The organism is Chryseobacterium sp. PCH239 (assembly GCF_018924625.1).
GTDB classification, from domain to species: Bacteria; Bacteroidota; Bacteroidia; order Flavobacteriales; family Weeksellaceae; genus Chryseobacterium; species Chryseobacterium cucumeris.
This window is the reverse complement of sequence record NZ_CP073027.1, coordinates 147,916-163,868: the sequence shown is the minus strand read 5'-3', so window position 1 is coordinate 163,868 and position 15,953 is coordinate 147,916. Positions and strand designations below refer to the sequence as shown.

Below are 15,953 nucleotides of genomic sequence, written 5' to 3'. Positions count from 1 at the left end.
AAAGAATTACGGCGGGAGGCTTCGCCGCCCGCCGTAATTCTAAACCTTAAACCTTAAACTTTGAACTTAAAGGATTCTATTTAAACTTCTTCTTAAAGCTAAATTTAAGCATATTCATGAGTCCCGGTTCAATGATATCAATTCCCAGTCCGAAATTACTGTCAGCAACAGTATGATGATCTGTTCGGAATTGTTCAAACTCGCTTTGCGGAATTTCAATATTAATCAGAGGATTGTATTCAATGTACACACTTGCCCCATTTTTGTTTACTTTTTTTCGACTTTTATAATCAAAATATGGGTTGGATATTGTACTTTCCTGGACTGTATATTTTTCTTCAACATCAATTTTCTGATCCGTCTGCAAATTGATTTCATATTTCTCACTGTCGAAATTATGCCAGAAAGGTAAATCTTTGTGGATGAAATCTCTTGCACTCGCCTTCACTACATTTCGGTCAAAGTACATTAGAAAACGGTTTTTCTGCGGATCCACAAAATAAGGATTTTCAATGGTTGCGGTATACTGGATCTTAACTTCATTCAGTTTCTTATCATCACTGACTACATCAATAGCAGCATCTTTGAATACGTTTCGAACATCTGTACCATTGCGGTCACCTGAATAATTAAGCGCATAGAAAAGAAAGCTGTTCCAGCTGTCTATGATTTCTCTTTTATTGGTACTTTTAAAATACCTTCTCATAGCATTGGCTCTGTTTCCTTTATAAGTCGTTGACAGAGTAAGCTTTCCTGTATTGCCCTGTGCATTTAAATCAACTCTTTCATCAATGCAGAAGTAAGGGAATTTATAAGATTTTCTTACCTGAAGCTCCTGATCTTTCTTAACTTCCAGATAATGCATAAAATAGATAAAGCCTCTGTTTTCAATCAATCCGAATTCATCACGGATGGTTGCATCAATGAAATATTCTTCACCTTTATAATTCACTTTTACGACAACATGATTGAAACTTAACAGGGACGGCAGATAGTATTTAATATAATAATCCGTATTAAAATTAACCAGCACTACAGAGGCGTCTACTCCTATATAATCAAGAATTACTTTCAATAAAACCGATTTTGCCTTACAATCACCCTGTTTATTTTCATAGGTTACTGACGGCTCCTGTGGTTTATGTCCATTCATTTCATCTGCATTGAAGACGTAATAAATATGATTTTGTACATATTCTATGGCAAACTGCAATTTTTCATCCTGATCAGAAATGGCATCCAGTTTTTCAACCAGGTTGGGAGCAAAATCCTTTAGAGAAGATTTGTTGAAAATCTCCTCATAGAACGGTACAATATAGTTGGAAAGATCTTTCCAGTTGCTTTCTGTAGCAAAATCTACATAAGGGAAAATTTCACGGCCTGAATCTACAGGGTTGATATAATTCTCTTCTTCAATGACAAATCTGTCTCCTTTTTTCAGATAACTGATTTCCGGCTCAAGAACATTGCCCTGTTCATCTCTGAAAAATGTTTTTTTGTAAGCAATAGTCTCTTCACGCTCATTGATAAACGTGAATTTAAAACTGCCATAAGCCCAATAGTTATCCGGACTTACCCAGACATATTTTGAGAACTCCTTTCTAAGAAAATCGCGGTCTGTAAATTCTTTGATTCTTGAATCTTCTAAAATCAGAACATCATACAGCCTGAGATCTTTAATGGTAATATTGATTTTTTTATTACTGCTTAGAACCCCTCCACTGCTTTGGTTTTCACTGTCAAGAACCTTTATTTTTGTGTCCGGAATCTTATCGATCAGCACTCCATCCCTTAACACACTGATCCTGTGAATCTGGTAAACTTCATTTTCCTCAACAATCACATCAGAAACAGAAGCCCTTTCCAGGTTTCCCGGTTCGTTCAGAGTATAAGCCATGCATACGTACTCACTGTTTTCAGTATTGCTTGTATAGTATTTTTTGTCTAAAAAATAGCAGTAATCGCGACCTTCATCAATTTGTCTTCTGGCAAATTCGGAGTCTTTGATTCGGTTTTTTATTTCCTCATCCCCGATATTTCCTGCCCACATTTCAGGTTTTTGAATCCTGTAATTTTCAACTTGCATTTGATTATCCATATTTATTATAAGAATTATATTTTGGTTAGTGTTCTTAAGAAATTCAAATTAAACGATTAAAAAAGTAAAAAACAATAGCAGAAGTACTACAAATTCAGTATTTTTTTTCGGCACAGTAATTGCGAGGTATGGGGAAAATCAAGTTTATGAAAAGTATAGCAACAATTCTAAAAGGGGCAGCACCCGCATTAGCATTATTCGCAATGACGCAATGTACAACCACAGCCAATGCATCCGCAGGTGATGAAAAAACATTCATCGTAGGACCACAAACAGCAGATTGTACAGGAGTAGCTCCTATGAAATGTCTGCAGGTAAAAGAAAACACTTCCGCAAGCTGGGCCAATTTCTACAGCAATATCGAAGGATTTACTTATGAACCGGGGTATGAATATGTTTTAAAAGTAAAAACAGAAAAAATTGAAAATCCGCCGGCTGACGGATCTTCCATAAAATACACTTTGGTAAAGCAGGTTTCTAAAACGAAAAAAGCAGAAATGACAGCCAATGAAAAGACAATTATCGTAGGGCCGCAAACCGTAGAGTGTTCTGCTGGAGCCGGTCGTATGCAATGCATGCAGGTAAAAGAAAGCGCTTCTGCAGCCTGGACGAATTTCTACAGCCACATTGAAGGCTTTACTTATGAGCCGGGTTACGAATATGTTTTAAAAGTAAAAACAGAAAAAATCGAAAATCCTCCGGCAGATGCTTCTTCCATCAAATATACATTGGTAGAACAGGTTTCTAAAACGAAGAAATAATAAAAAACCGCTTCTGAAAATTCAGAAGCGGTTTTTTATTTTGCGGGAAGCTGGAAGAACGAAGTCAGAAGTTGCTTTTGGACGATCCGAAAAAGTCAGCAAATGATCCATTTTTACGTGTTTATTTCTGTCTGTCTTTTTACTTCCTTTTTATCTTAAAACCCAGTCTCTTTTTGTGGAGGATCAGGATATTTTCCTTTCGTAGCCTCTCCCACTGTGTTGGCTGTTGTCATCGCCACTACAAGATCGTTCAGCATTCCGCTGGCTGCTGTTGGTGAATTGGGAAGGAGTACAAGATTACTTCTGTTGCTGGCGCCCACAGAATGTAAAGTATCATAATGCTGTGTCACCACAATCAACGCTGATGCTTCATGAGAATTGATATCCACATTATTCAGCATTCTTACAGATTCTTCCAGTCCTTTTGCAATTTCTCTTCGTTGGTCAGCAATCCCCTGCCCTTGTAACTTTTTAGATTCTGCTTCTGCTTTTGCAACCGCAACAATTCTGATTCTTTGTGCTTCAGATTCGTATTCGGCTGCTGTTTTTTCTCTTTCTGCTGCATTGATCCTGTTCATGGCATGTTTTACCTGCTCATCCGGATCAATATCTGTTACCAAAGCTTTGATAATATCATAACCATAACTGTTCATGGCATCCTGAAGCTCGCTTTTCACTGCAATGGCCACATCATCTTTTCTTACAAAAACATCATCAAGCTTCAACTTGGGTACTTCTGCTCTCACCACATCAAAAACAAAAGAAGTAATTTGATTTTCAGGATTTTCCAAACGATAATAAGCATCTCCCACCTGACTTCTAATGACCTGATACTGAACAGAAATTTTCATTTTGATGAAAACATTGTCTAATGTTTTGGTATCAATCAGTACATCCAACTGCTGAATTCTCAGATTAAGTCTTTTAGCAATCTGATCTATGATGGGCAGCTTAAGGTGAAGACCTGAATGCTTTACCGCACGGAATTTCCCGAAACGCTCTATAATCGCTGCTGTTTCCTGCTTAACGACAAAAAACGAAGCGAATAAAATGATAAGCCCGAAGAAAATAACGGGTGCAAAATATATACTCATAGTTTTAATTTTTATTAATATGTCGTTACACCACCTGTTTTTGTTAAAAACATTTTTTGTAAGTAGCTGCTTAAATATAAGAAAAATAAATGTAAGATCCGGAATATAATCCCCGGGAAATCAGACTTGATGATATCATATTTTTTTTAAAAACCAAAATTATTCTGAAAAAGACTTACTTTTGAATATTCATTACATCATGGTCAATTCAAAAGAAATATTAAAAGATCACATCTCTAAATTCACTTCAATTACTGAAGAGCAATTGGATTATGTTTTCGGACATTTTAACCTGATCTCTTTAAAAAAAGGGCAAAGTCTTATTTCGGAAGGCGATTTTGTGAATCATGAATATTTTGTTCTGGAAGGCTGTCTGAAAGCTTTTTATCTTAATGACAGCATGAAAATGTTTATCCTTCAGTTTGCCATGCCTACGTGGTGGGTGACAGATTTTGATGCACTTTACAGTAAAACAAGGGCAACCATCAATGTAGACTGTATCACCAATGCCAGCATCCTTTCTATTTCCAACGAGGACAGGGAAAAGATCTGTAATGAAATTCATGAAGTTGAACATTTTTTCAGATGGAGAACCAATAAAGGGTATGTAGCCGCCCAGAAACGTTTGTTATCTTTTATGAATAATGATGCCAGATTCCGGTATGAAGAACTTCTATCCATGTATCCTCAATTGTACAATCTGGTTCCGAAACATCTGATTGCATCTTATCTGGGAGTAACCAGAGAAACTTTGAGCAGGCTGCACCAGTAATCAACCTCTTTAAAACAATTAATCTCTTCCTCTATTTTGTGAGGTAGATCACGTAACTTTTTCTTTTGATCGGCGGAACTTTGTGTCAATATTTAAACCCAATAAAAATGGACACAAAAAATTTTAAAGTCAATACAGAAAACAGTACTATCGACTGGATCGGAAGAAAAGTAACCGGTGCTCACAATGGAACTATCGGTATAAAAGATGGAAACTTCACATTTGGAGAAGGAAGTTCTATGTCAGGAAAGTTTGTCATAGATACCCGTTCCATCAAAATCCTGGACATTGAAGATGCTGAAACCAATGCACAGTTTGCCAATCATCTGGCTTCTGATGATTTCTTTAATTCTGAACAGTTTCCTGAAGCTTATTTCGAAATCACGCATGCTGAACCGGGTGATGAAAACCTCTATTATGCAAAAGGAGATCTTACGATAAAAGGGATTACCCATCCTATCGATACAAGTCTACACATTGTAAAAACAGAAAACGTTGCTATTTTGGATACTAAAATAGTGGTTGACAGAACGAAATTCAACATCAGATTCAGATCTTCCAATTTCTTCACCAACCTTGGTGATACGCTGATCTACAACAATTTTGACTTAAACATCCATCTTGTTGCGGAAACTTATTAATTCTATAACCTTAAAAATTTCACCATCATGCCATTCATCAAAGTAGATGTACTTCGCGAAGATCTTAACCGCGAAACAAAACAACAATTAATCAGAAAAATAAGTGAAGCTGTCACCTCAGTTTTGAATAAGGATCCTCACTTAACCCATATTGTCATTAACGAGATTGAGGATGATAACTGGGGATATGCCGGAGAACAGGTTTCAGTATTAAAAGAACAGGGGTTTTCAACAGGAAAAAAATAAATCAGCAATGAAAAAACAAACCGTAATTATAACAGGAGCTTCTTCAGGAATAGGATTGGAAACGGCCCGTTATTTCCTGGACAGAGGTGATAATGTCATCATCAACTCACAAACGGCATCCAAATTAGAGGAAGTTTATCATGAATTGGGAGCAGGGGAAAATCTGGCAATGGTTGCCGGAAGTGTTTCTGACAAATCAACAGGGGAAGCGCTGGTAAAAACAGCTTTAGAAAGATTCGGATCTGTTGATGTTCTTATTAATAATGCAGGAATTTATGAAAATAAAGCATTTCTGGACGTTACCGAAGATTATCTGGATCGTTTTTTAACAACGAATTTGAAAGGAACATTCTTCACTACACAGGCTGTTATTCCTCAAATGATCAAACAAAAAGACGGTGTGGTAATTAATGTAGGAACGCCATTGGTATATCATGCCATTGCAGAGTCTCCTTCCACAGCACCAATTTCGAGTAAAGGAGCGATTCATGCACTGACTTTACAGCTGGCTGCAGAGTTTGGAAAAGATAATATCAGAGTCAATACCGTTGCTCCGGGATTGATCAGAACTCCAATGCATGGTGCAGACCTTGACAATAATTCAGGAATCCATTTGATCAATCGTATTGGAGAACCTGAAGAAGTTGCTCAGATGATTCATGCGATTGCTAAGAACACATTAATCTCAGGAGCCATCATCAATGTTGACGGCGGAATGGGTGCCGGGCATCATTTATCATGAAACTATCATTAATTATAGCATGGCTGCTCAGCTTTCCGCTGAGTAGCCTTGCACAAAATCTAAAGGATATGAAAACCAATCAGACCTCAGAAACTGAAATAAGAAATGTCATAGAGAATTATTATTTCAAAGGGATTTATGAAGGAAATACCGATATTCTTGCCAAAGCTTTTTATAAAGATGCTTTGCTTTTCGGAGACGTTAACGGAGTTCCGTATTTCAAAACTGCAGAGCAATATATTGAAGGCGTTGGAAATCGTATAAGTCCGCAGAAATCAGGAAAAGGTTTTAAAGCGGAGATTATTTCAATCGACATTATGAATTCAATTGCTGTTGCAAAATTAAACGTAAGGATGTATGATTTTAATTATTATAATTTCATAACTTTCAATCATATAGACAGACAATGGATGATCGTTAACAAGACTTTGACCAATGTACAGCCTTAATTCAGATTTTTAAATGAAAACCAATACAATCATGTGGAATAAAAATAGAATTACGGAATTACTGGGAATAGAATATCCTATTCTGCAGGGACCTTTCGGCGGAGGCCTTTCCACCGTTGAACTGACAACAACAGTGAGTAATCTTGGCGGATTGGGAGGTTTCGGAGCGTATACTTTGTCACCGCAGGAAATCTTTGACGTTCACAAAGCGATACAATCCAAAACGGATAAACCTTACAATCTCAATCTCTGGGTAAGTGATCACGATATCATTAACGAAGAATATACAAAAGAACAATATCAAAAGGCTGTTGAGACTTTCAAACCTTATTTTGATCTTCTGCAGACGGATATTCCTTCAACACCACTCCCTTTTGAATCGAGATTTCAAAATCAGCTGGAGGTGGTTTTGGATATAAAGCCTAAAGTTTTCAGCTTTATGTTTGGACTGCTTGGTGAAAACCTCATCGAAGATCTTCATCGTCAGGGAACCGTTGTTTTGGGAAATGCAACAACACTTGATGAAGCGATTGCTTTGGAAAAAACAGGCGTGGATGTTATTGTGGCTTCCGGTTTTGAAAGCGGTGGTCACAGACCTTCATTTCTGGATCAGGCAGAACTTTCTACTACGGGAACTTTTGCTTTGATTCAATTAATTAAAGATCGTGTAAAAATTCCTGTGGTGGCTGCTGGAGGTATTGCCAACGGCCGTGGAATTGCGGGGGCTTTCAAACTGGGCGCTGATGCTGTACAGATCGGAACGGCATTTCTGGCTACTGAAGAATCCGGAGCGTTACCGATACACAAAGAGTTTTTATTTTCTGAAGCTGCTAAATCCACTACTTTAACCAGAGCTTATACCGGAAGATTAGGACGTGGAATTATGACAAAAATCACTAGAGATCTATTAGCTGCAACAGAAAAAACATTACCGTTCCCATTGCAGACGCATTTTATGGGGGCATTAAGAAAAGCGGCTTTGGAACAGCAAAAAAATGATCTGGTTTTCTTCTGGTCCGGTCAGATTGCGCCTCTTTTAAAGCATAAAAAAGCCTCCACTTTAATGCAGTCATTAATCGAAGAGGCTTCTGAATTATTACAATAAATAGAATCTACACGGTCATTCCGATGTCTATCCCTTTAATTTTTCTATATAAATCGGTAGCGTAATTATCCGTCATTCCGGAAACGAAGTCAATAACTCCAAGAACTTTCTGATAATCGGTTCCGTCATTATAAATAAATTGCTTTGGAATTAATTTCAAAGCTTTTACATCATAGGATTTTCTTTGGTCATCAGGTTTCAGAATGGAAGGAATAAAGTGATCCAGCAATTCATACATTACGTTGTAACCGGCATTTTCAATCTCAACAACAGCTTTATGATTGTAAATTTTTTCTACCGAGAAACTTTCGATATCCTGCAGTGCTTTATTTTCTTTTTTATAAATATCAAGTAATCCATTACTAAGATTTCCTTCAAGAATTGTTTCAAAGTTATGCTTATACATCTCAATCGATTTGTTGATTAATGCATTGATAACTTTTGCTCTCAGATAAGATATCTGTTCATTTTCATTGGATATAGAACGTAACTTTGTTTCAATTCTCTGAACATCATCCGTTTCCGATTTTACGAGCTCGAAAAACAGGTTTTTACAGTCTGCTGTAGAAACAATTCCCAATCTGTGGGCATCTTCCATATCAATGATGTTGTAACAGATATCGTCAGCCGCTTCTACCAGCCACACAAAAGGATGCCTTTTGAAAATATGAGGTTCCTCACTTTCAGAAATAAGCTGGGTTTCTTTAGCAATTTCCAGAAATATATCTTTCTCATTCTGGAAAAAACCGAATTTCTTTCTGTGAATGACTCCTTTTTTCTTTGCAACCGCTTCACACGGATATTTTGCAATACTTGCCAGTGTAGAGAATGTCAGCTGGATACCTCCTGCATCTTTTCCTTGCTGCTGCTGTGCCAATACTCTGATGGCGTTTGCATTTCCTTCAAAATTAACCAGATCTGCCCACTCCTTTTCATTGAATTTTGATTTCAGATCCTTTTCATTTCGTTCAAAATAGCTTGCAATGGCATCTTCTCCGGAATGTCCGAATGCAGGGTTTCCCACATCATGACACAAACAGGCTGCCGCAATTACATTTCCTAAATTATAGAGATAAAAATTCTTTGAGTCTTCAGTGAGTTCATTTTTAAAATCTTCAGCAATAAATTCACCGATAATACTTCCTAAACTTCTTCCTACGGATGATACTTCCAGAGAATGCGTAAGTCTGTTATGCACAAAAACACTTCCCGGAAGAGGAAAAACCTGCGTTTTATTCTGCAGTCTTCTAAAAGCAGAAGAGAAGATAATTCTGTCGAAATCCCTTTGAAAATCAGTTCGTGAAGCTTTGGTCTGTGGATTGTTTCCTGTACGTTGATTGGTGAAAATCTGGTTTAAATTCATCATTTTTCAAAATTACTCCAAATTTTAATTGTATGGAATAGTATTTAGATTTTTATTAGCGAGATCTTTCATTCAAAAAATCTATGATAGTAAACGTTTTTTAGGAATCGGAAAGCTTGAATAAATATTTTACATTTGATACAACCAATACAGTTGAAGAATCCCTATAATTCTTCTTTCAAATTTTAAATTATAACTATGACAGACAACACATGGCTCAACAGATGGGACGAAAGGTACAGCGGCGAAGAATTTGCGTATGGAACAGAACCCAACAATTATCTAAGAGAACAATTATCACAATTAACTCCAGGTAAAATACTTTTCCCTGCAGAAGGCGAAGGAAGAAATGCTGTTTTTGCAGCCACACAAGGATGGCTGGTTTCTGCTTTCGATATCAGTGCAAACGGAAGAGATAAAGCGTTACAATTAGCAGGGCAACAGCAGGTTATTATTGATTATCAGGTGGGAGAACTTTCCACTTTGGATTATCAGAAAGAGCAGTTTGATGCCATTGCGCTTATCTACGCTCATTTTCCGGGTGCGATCAAATCTTCTATTCATCAGATGTTAAATCAATATCTCCGTAAAGGTGGTTTTATTATTTTCGAAGCTTTCAGCAAAAATCATCTTGAATATATTGCAAAAAACGAAAAAGTAGGTGGTCCAAAAGATATTGAGTCTTTATTCTCTATTGAAGAAATCAAAGCTGATTTTCCGGATTATGATATTATTGAATTAGCTGAAACAGAAATAGAGCTCAATGAGGGACTATTCCATAACGGGACAGGTTCCGTCATTCGTTTTGTAGGACAAAAACTGGCCTAAAAATATTTTAAACAGGTTTGTTTTGGGATAAAAATCAGGTTGTATGCAGCTATGGAATATTATTTGAATCTTTATCTCAAAACAAACGTATGCCTGAAGGTCCATCCATTATATTAATGAAAGAAACCTTGCAACCATTTGCAGGGCAGCAAGTGACAGAAGTTTCAGGGAATGCCCAATTTGAGAAAGATTCTTTCATTGGCCAGACTCTTCTCGAAATCCGTACTTTTGGAAAACAGACTTACCTAGTTTTTGAAAAGGCAGCTATCAGAATTCACTTATTAATGTTCGGTTCTTACAGTGTTGATGAGCAGACCAAACCGGATAAAAGTTTGCGTTTGGCCTTGTTTTTCTCTACCGGAAACATTTATTTTTATACCTGTTCCGTAAAATCCGTACCTATTGAATATCTTTCAGCAATTGATTGGGAAGCTGATGTAATGAGCGACCAATGGAACCCCAAAAAAGCCGAAGAAAAATTGAAATCCAATCCAAAAATGATGGTTTGTGATGCATTGATGAATCAGGATATTTTTTCAGGTGTAGGCAATATTATTAAGAATGAGGTTCTTTTCAGAATTGGTGTGCAGCCTGAAAGTTTACTGGGTAATCTTCCTGCTAAAAAAAGAAAAGAGCTCATTGCTGAAGCCAGGAATTACAGTTTTGATTTTTTGAAATGGAAAAGAGAATTTGTTTTGAAAAAGCATTGGCTGGTCCATACAAAATCGGTGTGCCCGGTTTGTGGACAAAAATTGGTCAAGAAACAAACGGGTGTGGGAAAAAGAAGAAGTTTTTATTGTGAAAAGGATCAGAAGCTTTATTGAATAAACCGGTATTCTTATGTTTTGGCTGAAGCCGTTGATTGTTTTTATTTATTTAACGGGCTAAAGCCCGTTGCTATTGAATCATAGTATTCTATTTTTTCCCACTGATTACACGGATTTACACAGATTTTCTAATCATTTGACTGATATTGATTATTACTCATTGTTCATTACCTAGTACTCATGTATTAGTCTGAGTTGAGAAGTCCTCCGGCAAATTTTGTAAAAAATCTGCTCTGTATACTTCTCCAAGAGGAATTTCGGAGTCTTCAATGTATATATTATGATTGTCGAATGAATCTATAAAATTCATATTCACCACGTAGGATTTGCTTACTCTGATAAAGGTTTCCCCGGAAATCTTCTGATGAATGGTTTTTAAATTCATTGCTGTGATCAGCTTTTGCTGCTTTGTATGAATAACGACATAATCTTTGAGCCCTTCAATAAATTTAATATCCGAAAAACTGATTTTATAGAATCTTCGTTCTGCTTTGATGAATAAAAAGTCTGCCGTATTGGATTCCACGGTATTTTTAACGGTATCTTTAGATAAAAGTTCCGTATAAAGTACCGCTTTATCAATTGCTTTTTTAAGCCTTTGGGGATCAATAGGTTTCAAAAGGTAGTCCACTGCTTCCAGTTCATAGCTTTTCAATGCATATTGAGAATAGGCGGTGGTAAAAATAATCAGTGATTTTTTCGGAAGCATTTCTACAAATTCAAGACCTGTTACCATGGGCATTTCTATATCGAGGAAAATAAGATCTACCTCATTATCTTTAAGAAACTCAAGGGCAGAAGGAGCATTGGAAAATTCGCCCAGGACATCCATACTGGAAATTTCAGCGATCAGCGATCTCATTTCGGCTCTTGCCAGCGGTTCATCATCAACAATAATACAATTCATCACACGGGAATTTTTAAATTTACAACATATTCTTTATCAATGGATTCTATCTTCAGATCAAAGGTATCACTATAGAGAAGCTCCAGTCTTCTGGTGATATTGGCAAGCCCTAGCCCACTGTTTTTTTTATCTGAAACGGTATACCCGGTACTTCTTGAATTAATACACCTGAAATAAAGCTGTTTATTCTCAATATTGATGTCTATTTCTACATAAGACTCTCCTCCACTGAGATCTACACTGTGCTTCACCGCATTTTCCACAAAAGTGGTAAACAGATTGGGAGGAATAAAAATACTGCTCATTATTCTTTTCTCCACATTGACCTGAATATCAAAAGAGAAATTGTCACGTCTTATTTTTTCAAGGTTTAAAAAATTGGACAGAAAATCAATCTCTGAAGTCAGCAACGTTTTCTCTTCACTGTTTTCGTAGAGCTGGTATCTGAGAAACTCTGAAAGTTTTACAAGTACTACTGAAGCTTTTGCCGGATCTGTTCTGATGAGTGCTTTTACATTATTCAGCATATTAAACAGAAAATGCGGATTGATCTGATTTCTCAATTCATTCAGTTCCATCTTCAAGGTAAGATTACTCAGCTCATTGATCCTTTTATTATCACTGATCCATTTCTGTAAAAGCTTTATGGTAGTAGTCGTGAGGATTATCGGAATGCACATCAAAACACCCTCATAAATACCTCCTCTTTCATTATCTTTCGGAATGTATTGCGTTCTGAAATCCTGAAAGAGATGCCTGAAACTATAGCCGATGAAATTAAGTCCCACAACTCCCATTAGAACCAACAGTACAAGATAAGTGATGTATTTTGTTTTAAAGAAAAACCGCGGAACCAGCACATATATATTAATGTATACCATCGCAATCAGAATCGTATATACAAAAAACAGAACATAATACTGATAGATCCCTGAATACCAATGCCAGAACCTTGCACTGTAGATCAAAATGAAAAAGAAGATCAGAAACAGCAGATGTCTTCGGAGTCCGTACTTGGCTTCCACCAGAAAATCCATGACAAAGGTTTCTTCAAATTTCCACGGACTGTATTTCATATGATTAGGCTCATTTTATGATTAACAAAAATAGTCAATAACGTAAATTACAACTATTTTATTATACAAAACCTGTATTTTATTATACCAATTATCACACTCGGGGATTTTGTATAAAATACCAGCCATTTTGTATAAAAACAAATTTACACACTTCTTTTCTCTATTCCTTTGTACCGTAAAATGACACATATGGAATTAACAGTCTTTCAAGAACTCACTCAGGAAATATCTCTAGAATGCTTTTTTATGACAGAATCTCAACAGGAAGAAAAAGTAATACAGCTCATTGATCTGCATCATTTTATAGAATGTTTTGATTCGGAAATGAAAATTCTCAGCTACCTCCACCATTCTATTAATATTGTAGAACATGAAGGAGAGAAAAAAGGTATTCTGTTTTGTGACCTTAAACATTCTGCTGTACCTGACAGCAATGCCTCTGAAGAGTTTAGAAGAAGATACAGATTGTCAGAACTCTGGTTTGTTTTTGTAGAGGAAACCTTTGTTCAGGATACTGCGTGCTATACGGATGCCATTATTGAAAACAGTCTGGATATCTTCTATGAGAGAATTTTTACCTTCAGCTTTTTCCAATCTATTATTCAGCCTTTAAAATAAACTACCGATGAAAACATTGAGAAGAGTAATTGTTCCCCTGGCAATTCTTCCTTTTAAAAACATTATTTATGCTCAAAAAAGGATAGTATTCCCTTTGAAGGTCCGTGCATTCTTTGCGGATAAAATCCCGCAGTCACGGAACTTCAATATTGAATATACTTTGACTTTGATAACCCCATCTTCTTTTTCTTCACAGTTAAAAGGTCAGGATTTGCCGGAGGCTGGTTTTTGAGTACTGCATTGAGCTACCGTTATACTTCGATCAGGAACGAAACCTTCACTCTATTTCAATATTGGAATTTCTTATAACCCTTTTGAAAGACCGAGGGCAAAATAAATTTAAAATACCATCCGATTTTACAATATCACACCTTATTCCTGAACTTCCTCCATCGAGAGATTAAAAAAAAATTAAAATTATTCTCCACATTATTTAACCATTCGTCTAAAATAGAATCAAATCTCCAGCTAAGCATAAGCTATTTCAAAGATAGGTAACTCTCTATTTCAGGAAAAATCTTATTACTGCTACACATTGCTGATGAAAAAATGATTCCGGTTTTTACATAAGAATATACTTTAAAAAAAGAAAATGGCAGTACCCAAACAAATATTTCAGACTTTTATAACTAAAAAACTTCCTTTGATTACAAGGTATCACATCTGGAATATGAAAAGGAAAAATCCGGAATACCGCTATTTTTTCTATGATGACCAGGATATAGAGAAGTTTATCACCGAAGAATTTCCTCCAGAATATATCAAAAGCTACCGTAAACTGACTATTGGAGCGGCAAAAGCAGATTTCTTCAGGTATGCTATTTTATATAAAAAAGGAGGAATATACCTGGATATAGACAGCAGCACTATCAAACCGTTTGAAAAACTTATTCAGGAAGATGATGAAGCTGTGATCAGTGTAGAAAGACACGAAAATCTGTATGTTCAATGGGCTCTTATTTTCAATAAAAACCATCCTTTTCTTAAGAAGACATTAGAATTGATGATTGATAACATAGACACTCACCGCTATCCACATAATATCCATGCTACTACAGGTCCTACCGTATTCAGTAAAGGAATAAGGGAATCATTAAAGGAAAATCCGACCATTCCTTTTACATTATTTAACGGCATTGAGTTCAGAGGATATTTAAAATTCAAATATAAACTGGGAAAGTTCTTTTTATACAAAACAAGATCCCAGCACTGGAAACAGAAGCAGAAGCATCAGGAAATTATTTTTAATGAGTTCCCATCTTTGAGAACACATTAATAATAATCACACCAATTACAATCAGGGCAATCCCGATAATGGCAGGCAGATCTGGAACCTGCTTGAATGCTATCACTCCAATCATCGTTATAAAAATAATACCTACTCCGGACCAGATGGCGTAGGTAATTCCTACGGGGATGTGGCGAAGGGTAAGACTCAAAAAATAAAATGCACAGGCATAACCAACAACTGTCACTACTGATGGCCAGAGTTTAGAAAATTCCTCAGACTTTTTCAGAAAAGTCGTGGCAATAATCTCAAATACAATTGCCAGTGCAAGAAAAATATAACTGCGTCCCATAAATTCATTCTTTCTGCAAAAGTAGTAAAAGCCCCCGGGGAATTCAAAAAGAGAATTCTTTCACACCACTCTATTCCCGGGATAAGAAATGTTTTGTTATCCAGCTCCTTCGAAACTTCAATAATTTTCATAAGCTTCTTATTTTCAAATCCATTTATTCTCATTGTCTGGATTCTACTGCCTCAAAATAATCGGTCAGCAGACAACTTTATTTTCATTTCTGGCATAAAATAATATTTCTCTATGACATGAAATGTGACAACTGACAAAAATTCCAGTATAAAAACCAGAGCAAAGAATAAATTTTATTAACATAAAAATCTGTTTGAGGTGAAAAATTAAAGTTCAAAAATTACACTTTAAAACAATATTATGCTAAGCATTATTTATTATTTGTTTTATCAACTCCAATATAGAAGTCAATAAACGATTAACACATTCACATGATTTTACAGATAGAATAATAAAAGTATTAATAAATTTCAAATAATACATTAATTTATTGTAAACAAAAATTCACTAATACATGAACATAAAACACCGTAATACACTGATAAACATCATAGTGTTTTACTTTGGCACATGATTTGAAAGTAGTAATATTGCAATTGAAAGATTGATAAAAAAAGTCAAATAATTAAAAATAATACAAAATGATAACTTATATCGGTATCGCAACAGGTTTAGTCGTAATTACTTCATATTTCATGACAGTAAGAAGAGAAAGAAACTAATCTTAAAACAAAACAAGCCTATAGAAAATCTATACTAATTATATTGTTTTATGTTTTTAATCTGAGAGATCGGATTGCTCTTTTACCATCGGGTAAAAGGGCCCAAAAA

At 35.8% G+C, this 15,953-nt stretch carries 18 protein-coding genes; 12 read left to right on the top strand and 6 right to left on the bottom strand.

Annotation, left to right across the window (positions count from 1 at the left end; all coding sequences use genetic code 11):
- Positions 1-76 precede the first annotated feature (76 nt).
- A complete protein-coding gene (locus KBP46_RS00865) occupies positions 77-2,098 on the bottom strand; it encodes a hypothetical protein (RefSeq protein ID WP_216444399.1) in 2,022 nt (673 codons plus the stop codon).
- Positions 2,099-2,244: 146 nt separating this feature from the next.
- On the opposite strand from KBP46_RS00865, the gene KBP46_RS23390 reads away from it, so the two are divergent.
- The gene (locus KBP46_RS23390) at positions 2,245-2,859 is read left to right on the top strand and encodes a DUF4377 domain-containing protein (protein WP_253297143.1); all 615 of its coding nucleotides are present in this window, start codon (positions 2,245-2,247) and stop codon (positions 2,857-2,859) included.
- 155 nt (positions 2,860-3,014) lie between these two features.
- Here KBP46_RS23390 and KBP46_RS00850 read toward each other — a convergent pair whose 3' ends face one another.
- Positions 3,015-3,953: an SPFH domain-containing protein gene (locus KBP46_RS00850; protein WP_062675312.1), complete on the bottom strand. Its 939-nt coding sequence runs from the start codon at positions 3,951-3,953 to the stop codon at positions 3,015-3,017.
- A 181-nt stretch (positions 3,954-4,134) separates the two neighbouring features.
- On the opposite strand from KBP46_RS00850, the gene KBP46_RS00845 reads away from it, so the two are divergent.
- From KBP46_RS00845 to KBP46_RS00820, 6 genes are all read left to right on the top strand, one after another.
- Entirely contained in the window at positions 4,135-4,725 is a 591-nt protein-coding gene (locus KBP46_RS00845) for a Crp/Fnr family transcriptional regulator (RefSeq protein ID WP_228432178.1), read from the top strand.
- Positions 4,726-4,832: 107 nt separating this feature from the next.
- Positions 4,833-5,366, top strand: coding sequence for a YceI family protein (locus KBP46_RS00840; RefSeq protein WP_216444398.1), 534 nt, complete (start codon positions 4,833-4,835; stop codon positions 5,364-5,366).
- Positions 5,367-5,393: 27 nt separating this feature from the next.
- On the top strand, positions 5,394-5,612 hold the full coding sequence (locus KBP46_RS00835) for a 4-oxalocrotonate tautomerase family protein (RefSeq protein ID WP_062675241.1): 219 nt from the start codon (positions 5,394-5,396) through the stop codon (positions 5,610-5,612).
- 7 nt (positions 5,613-5,619) lie between these two features.
- Positions 5,620-6,354 carry an SDR family NAD(P)-dependent oxidoreductase gene (locus KBP46_RS00830; protein ID WP_216444397.1) on the top strand — a complete coding sequence of 245 codons (735 nt, stop codon included), beginning with the start codon at positions 5,620-5,622 and terminating at the stop codon, positions 6,352-6,354.
- 68 nt (positions 6,355-6,422) lie between these two features.
- Positions 6,423-6,803 carry a nuclear transport factor 2 family protein gene (locus KBP46_RS00825; protein ID WP_253297142.1) on the top strand — a complete coding sequence of 127 codons (381 nt, stop codon included), beginning with the start codon at positions 6,423-6,425 and terminating at the stop codon, positions 6,801-6,803.
- Between the two features lie 13 nt (positions 6,804-6,816).
- Positions 6,817-7,908, top strand: a complete 1,092-nt coding sequence (locus tag KBP46_RS00820) for a nitronate monooxygenase family protein (protein WP_253297141.1) — start codon at positions 6,817-6,819, stop codon at positions 7,906-7,908.
- A gap of 7 nt (positions 7,909-7,915) precedes the next feature.
- On the opposite strand, the gene KBP46_RS00815 is transcribed toward KBP46_RS00820, so the two are convergent.
- Positions 7,916-9,271, bottom strand: a complete 1,356-nt coding sequence (locus KBP46_RS00815) for a deoxyguanosinetriphosphate triphosphohydrolase (RefSeq protein ID WP_216445428.1) — start codon at positions 9,269-9,271, stop codon at positions 7,916-7,918.
- Positions 9,272-9,469: 198 nt separating this feature from the next.
- Here KBP46_RS00815 and KBP46_RS00810 point away from each other — a divergent pair, with 198 nt between their 5' ends.
- Entirely contained in the window at positions 9,470-10,099 is a 630-nt protein-coding gene (locus KBP46_RS00810; protein ID WP_216444395.1) for a bifunctional 2-polyprenyl-6-hydroxyphenol methylase/3-demethylubiquinol 3-O-methyltransferase UbiG, read from the top strand.
- A 17-nt stretch (positions 10,100-10,116) separates the two neighbouring features.
- Complete coding sequence (locus tag KBP46_RS00805) at positions 10,117-10,923, top strand: DNA-formamidopyrimidine glycosylase family protein (protein ID WP_253297140.1); 807 nt, start codon at positions 10,117-10,119, stop codon at positions 10,921-10,923.
- Positions 10,924-11,104: 181 nt separating this feature from the next.
- Here the strand turns inward: KBP46_RS00805 and KBP46_RS00800 are convergent, their stop codons facing one another.
- A complete protein-coding gene (locus KBP46_RS00800) occupies positions 11,105-11,833 on the bottom strand; it encodes a LytTR family DNA-binding domain-containing protein (RefSeq protein WP_216444394.1) in 729 nt (242 codons plus the stop codon).
- Complete coding sequence (locus KBP46_RS00795; RefSeq protein WP_123277712.1) at positions 11,833-12,909, bottom strand: sensor histidine kinase; 1,077 nt, start codon at positions 12,907-12,909, stop codon at positions 11,833-11,835. The genes KBP46_RS00800 and KBP46_RS00795 overlap by 1 nt, the downstream gene beginning before the upstream one ends.
- 249 nt (positions 12,910-13,158) lie before the next feature.
- On the opposite strand from KBP46_RS00795, the gene KBP46_RS00790 reads away from it, so the two are divergent.
- From KBP46_RS00790 to KBP46_RS00780, 3 genes are all read left to right on the top strand, one after another.
- Positions 13,159-13,530: a hypothetical protein gene (locus KBP46_RS00790; protein WP_228436703.1), complete on the top strand. Its 372-nt coding sequence runs from the start codon at positions 13,159-13,161 to the stop codon at positions 13,528-13,530.
- A gap of 7 nt (positions 13,531-13,537) precedes the next feature.
- A complete protein-coding gene (locus KBP46_RS00785) occupies positions 13,538-13,762 on the top strand; it encodes a hypothetical protein (protein WP_062675249.1) in 225 nt (74 codons plus the stop codon).
- A gap of 360 nt (positions 13,763-14,122) precedes the next feature.
- Complete coding sequence (locus tag KBP46_RS00780; RefSeq protein ID WP_216444393.1) at positions 14,123-14,806, top strand: glycosyltransferase family 32 protein; 684 nt, start codon at positions 14,123-14,125, stop codon at positions 14,804-14,806.
- Here the strand turns inward: KBP46_RS00780 and KBP46_RS00775 are convergent.
- Complete coding sequence (locus KBP46_RS00775; RefSeq protein WP_120231574.1) at positions 14,775-15,110, bottom strand: multidrug efflux SMR transporter; 336 nt, start codon at positions 15,108-15,110, stop codon at positions 14,775-14,777. The two genes, KBP46_RS00780 and KBP46_RS00775, sit on opposite strands and share 32 nt — an antisense overlap.
- Positions 15,111-15,953: the final 843 nt, after the last annotated feature.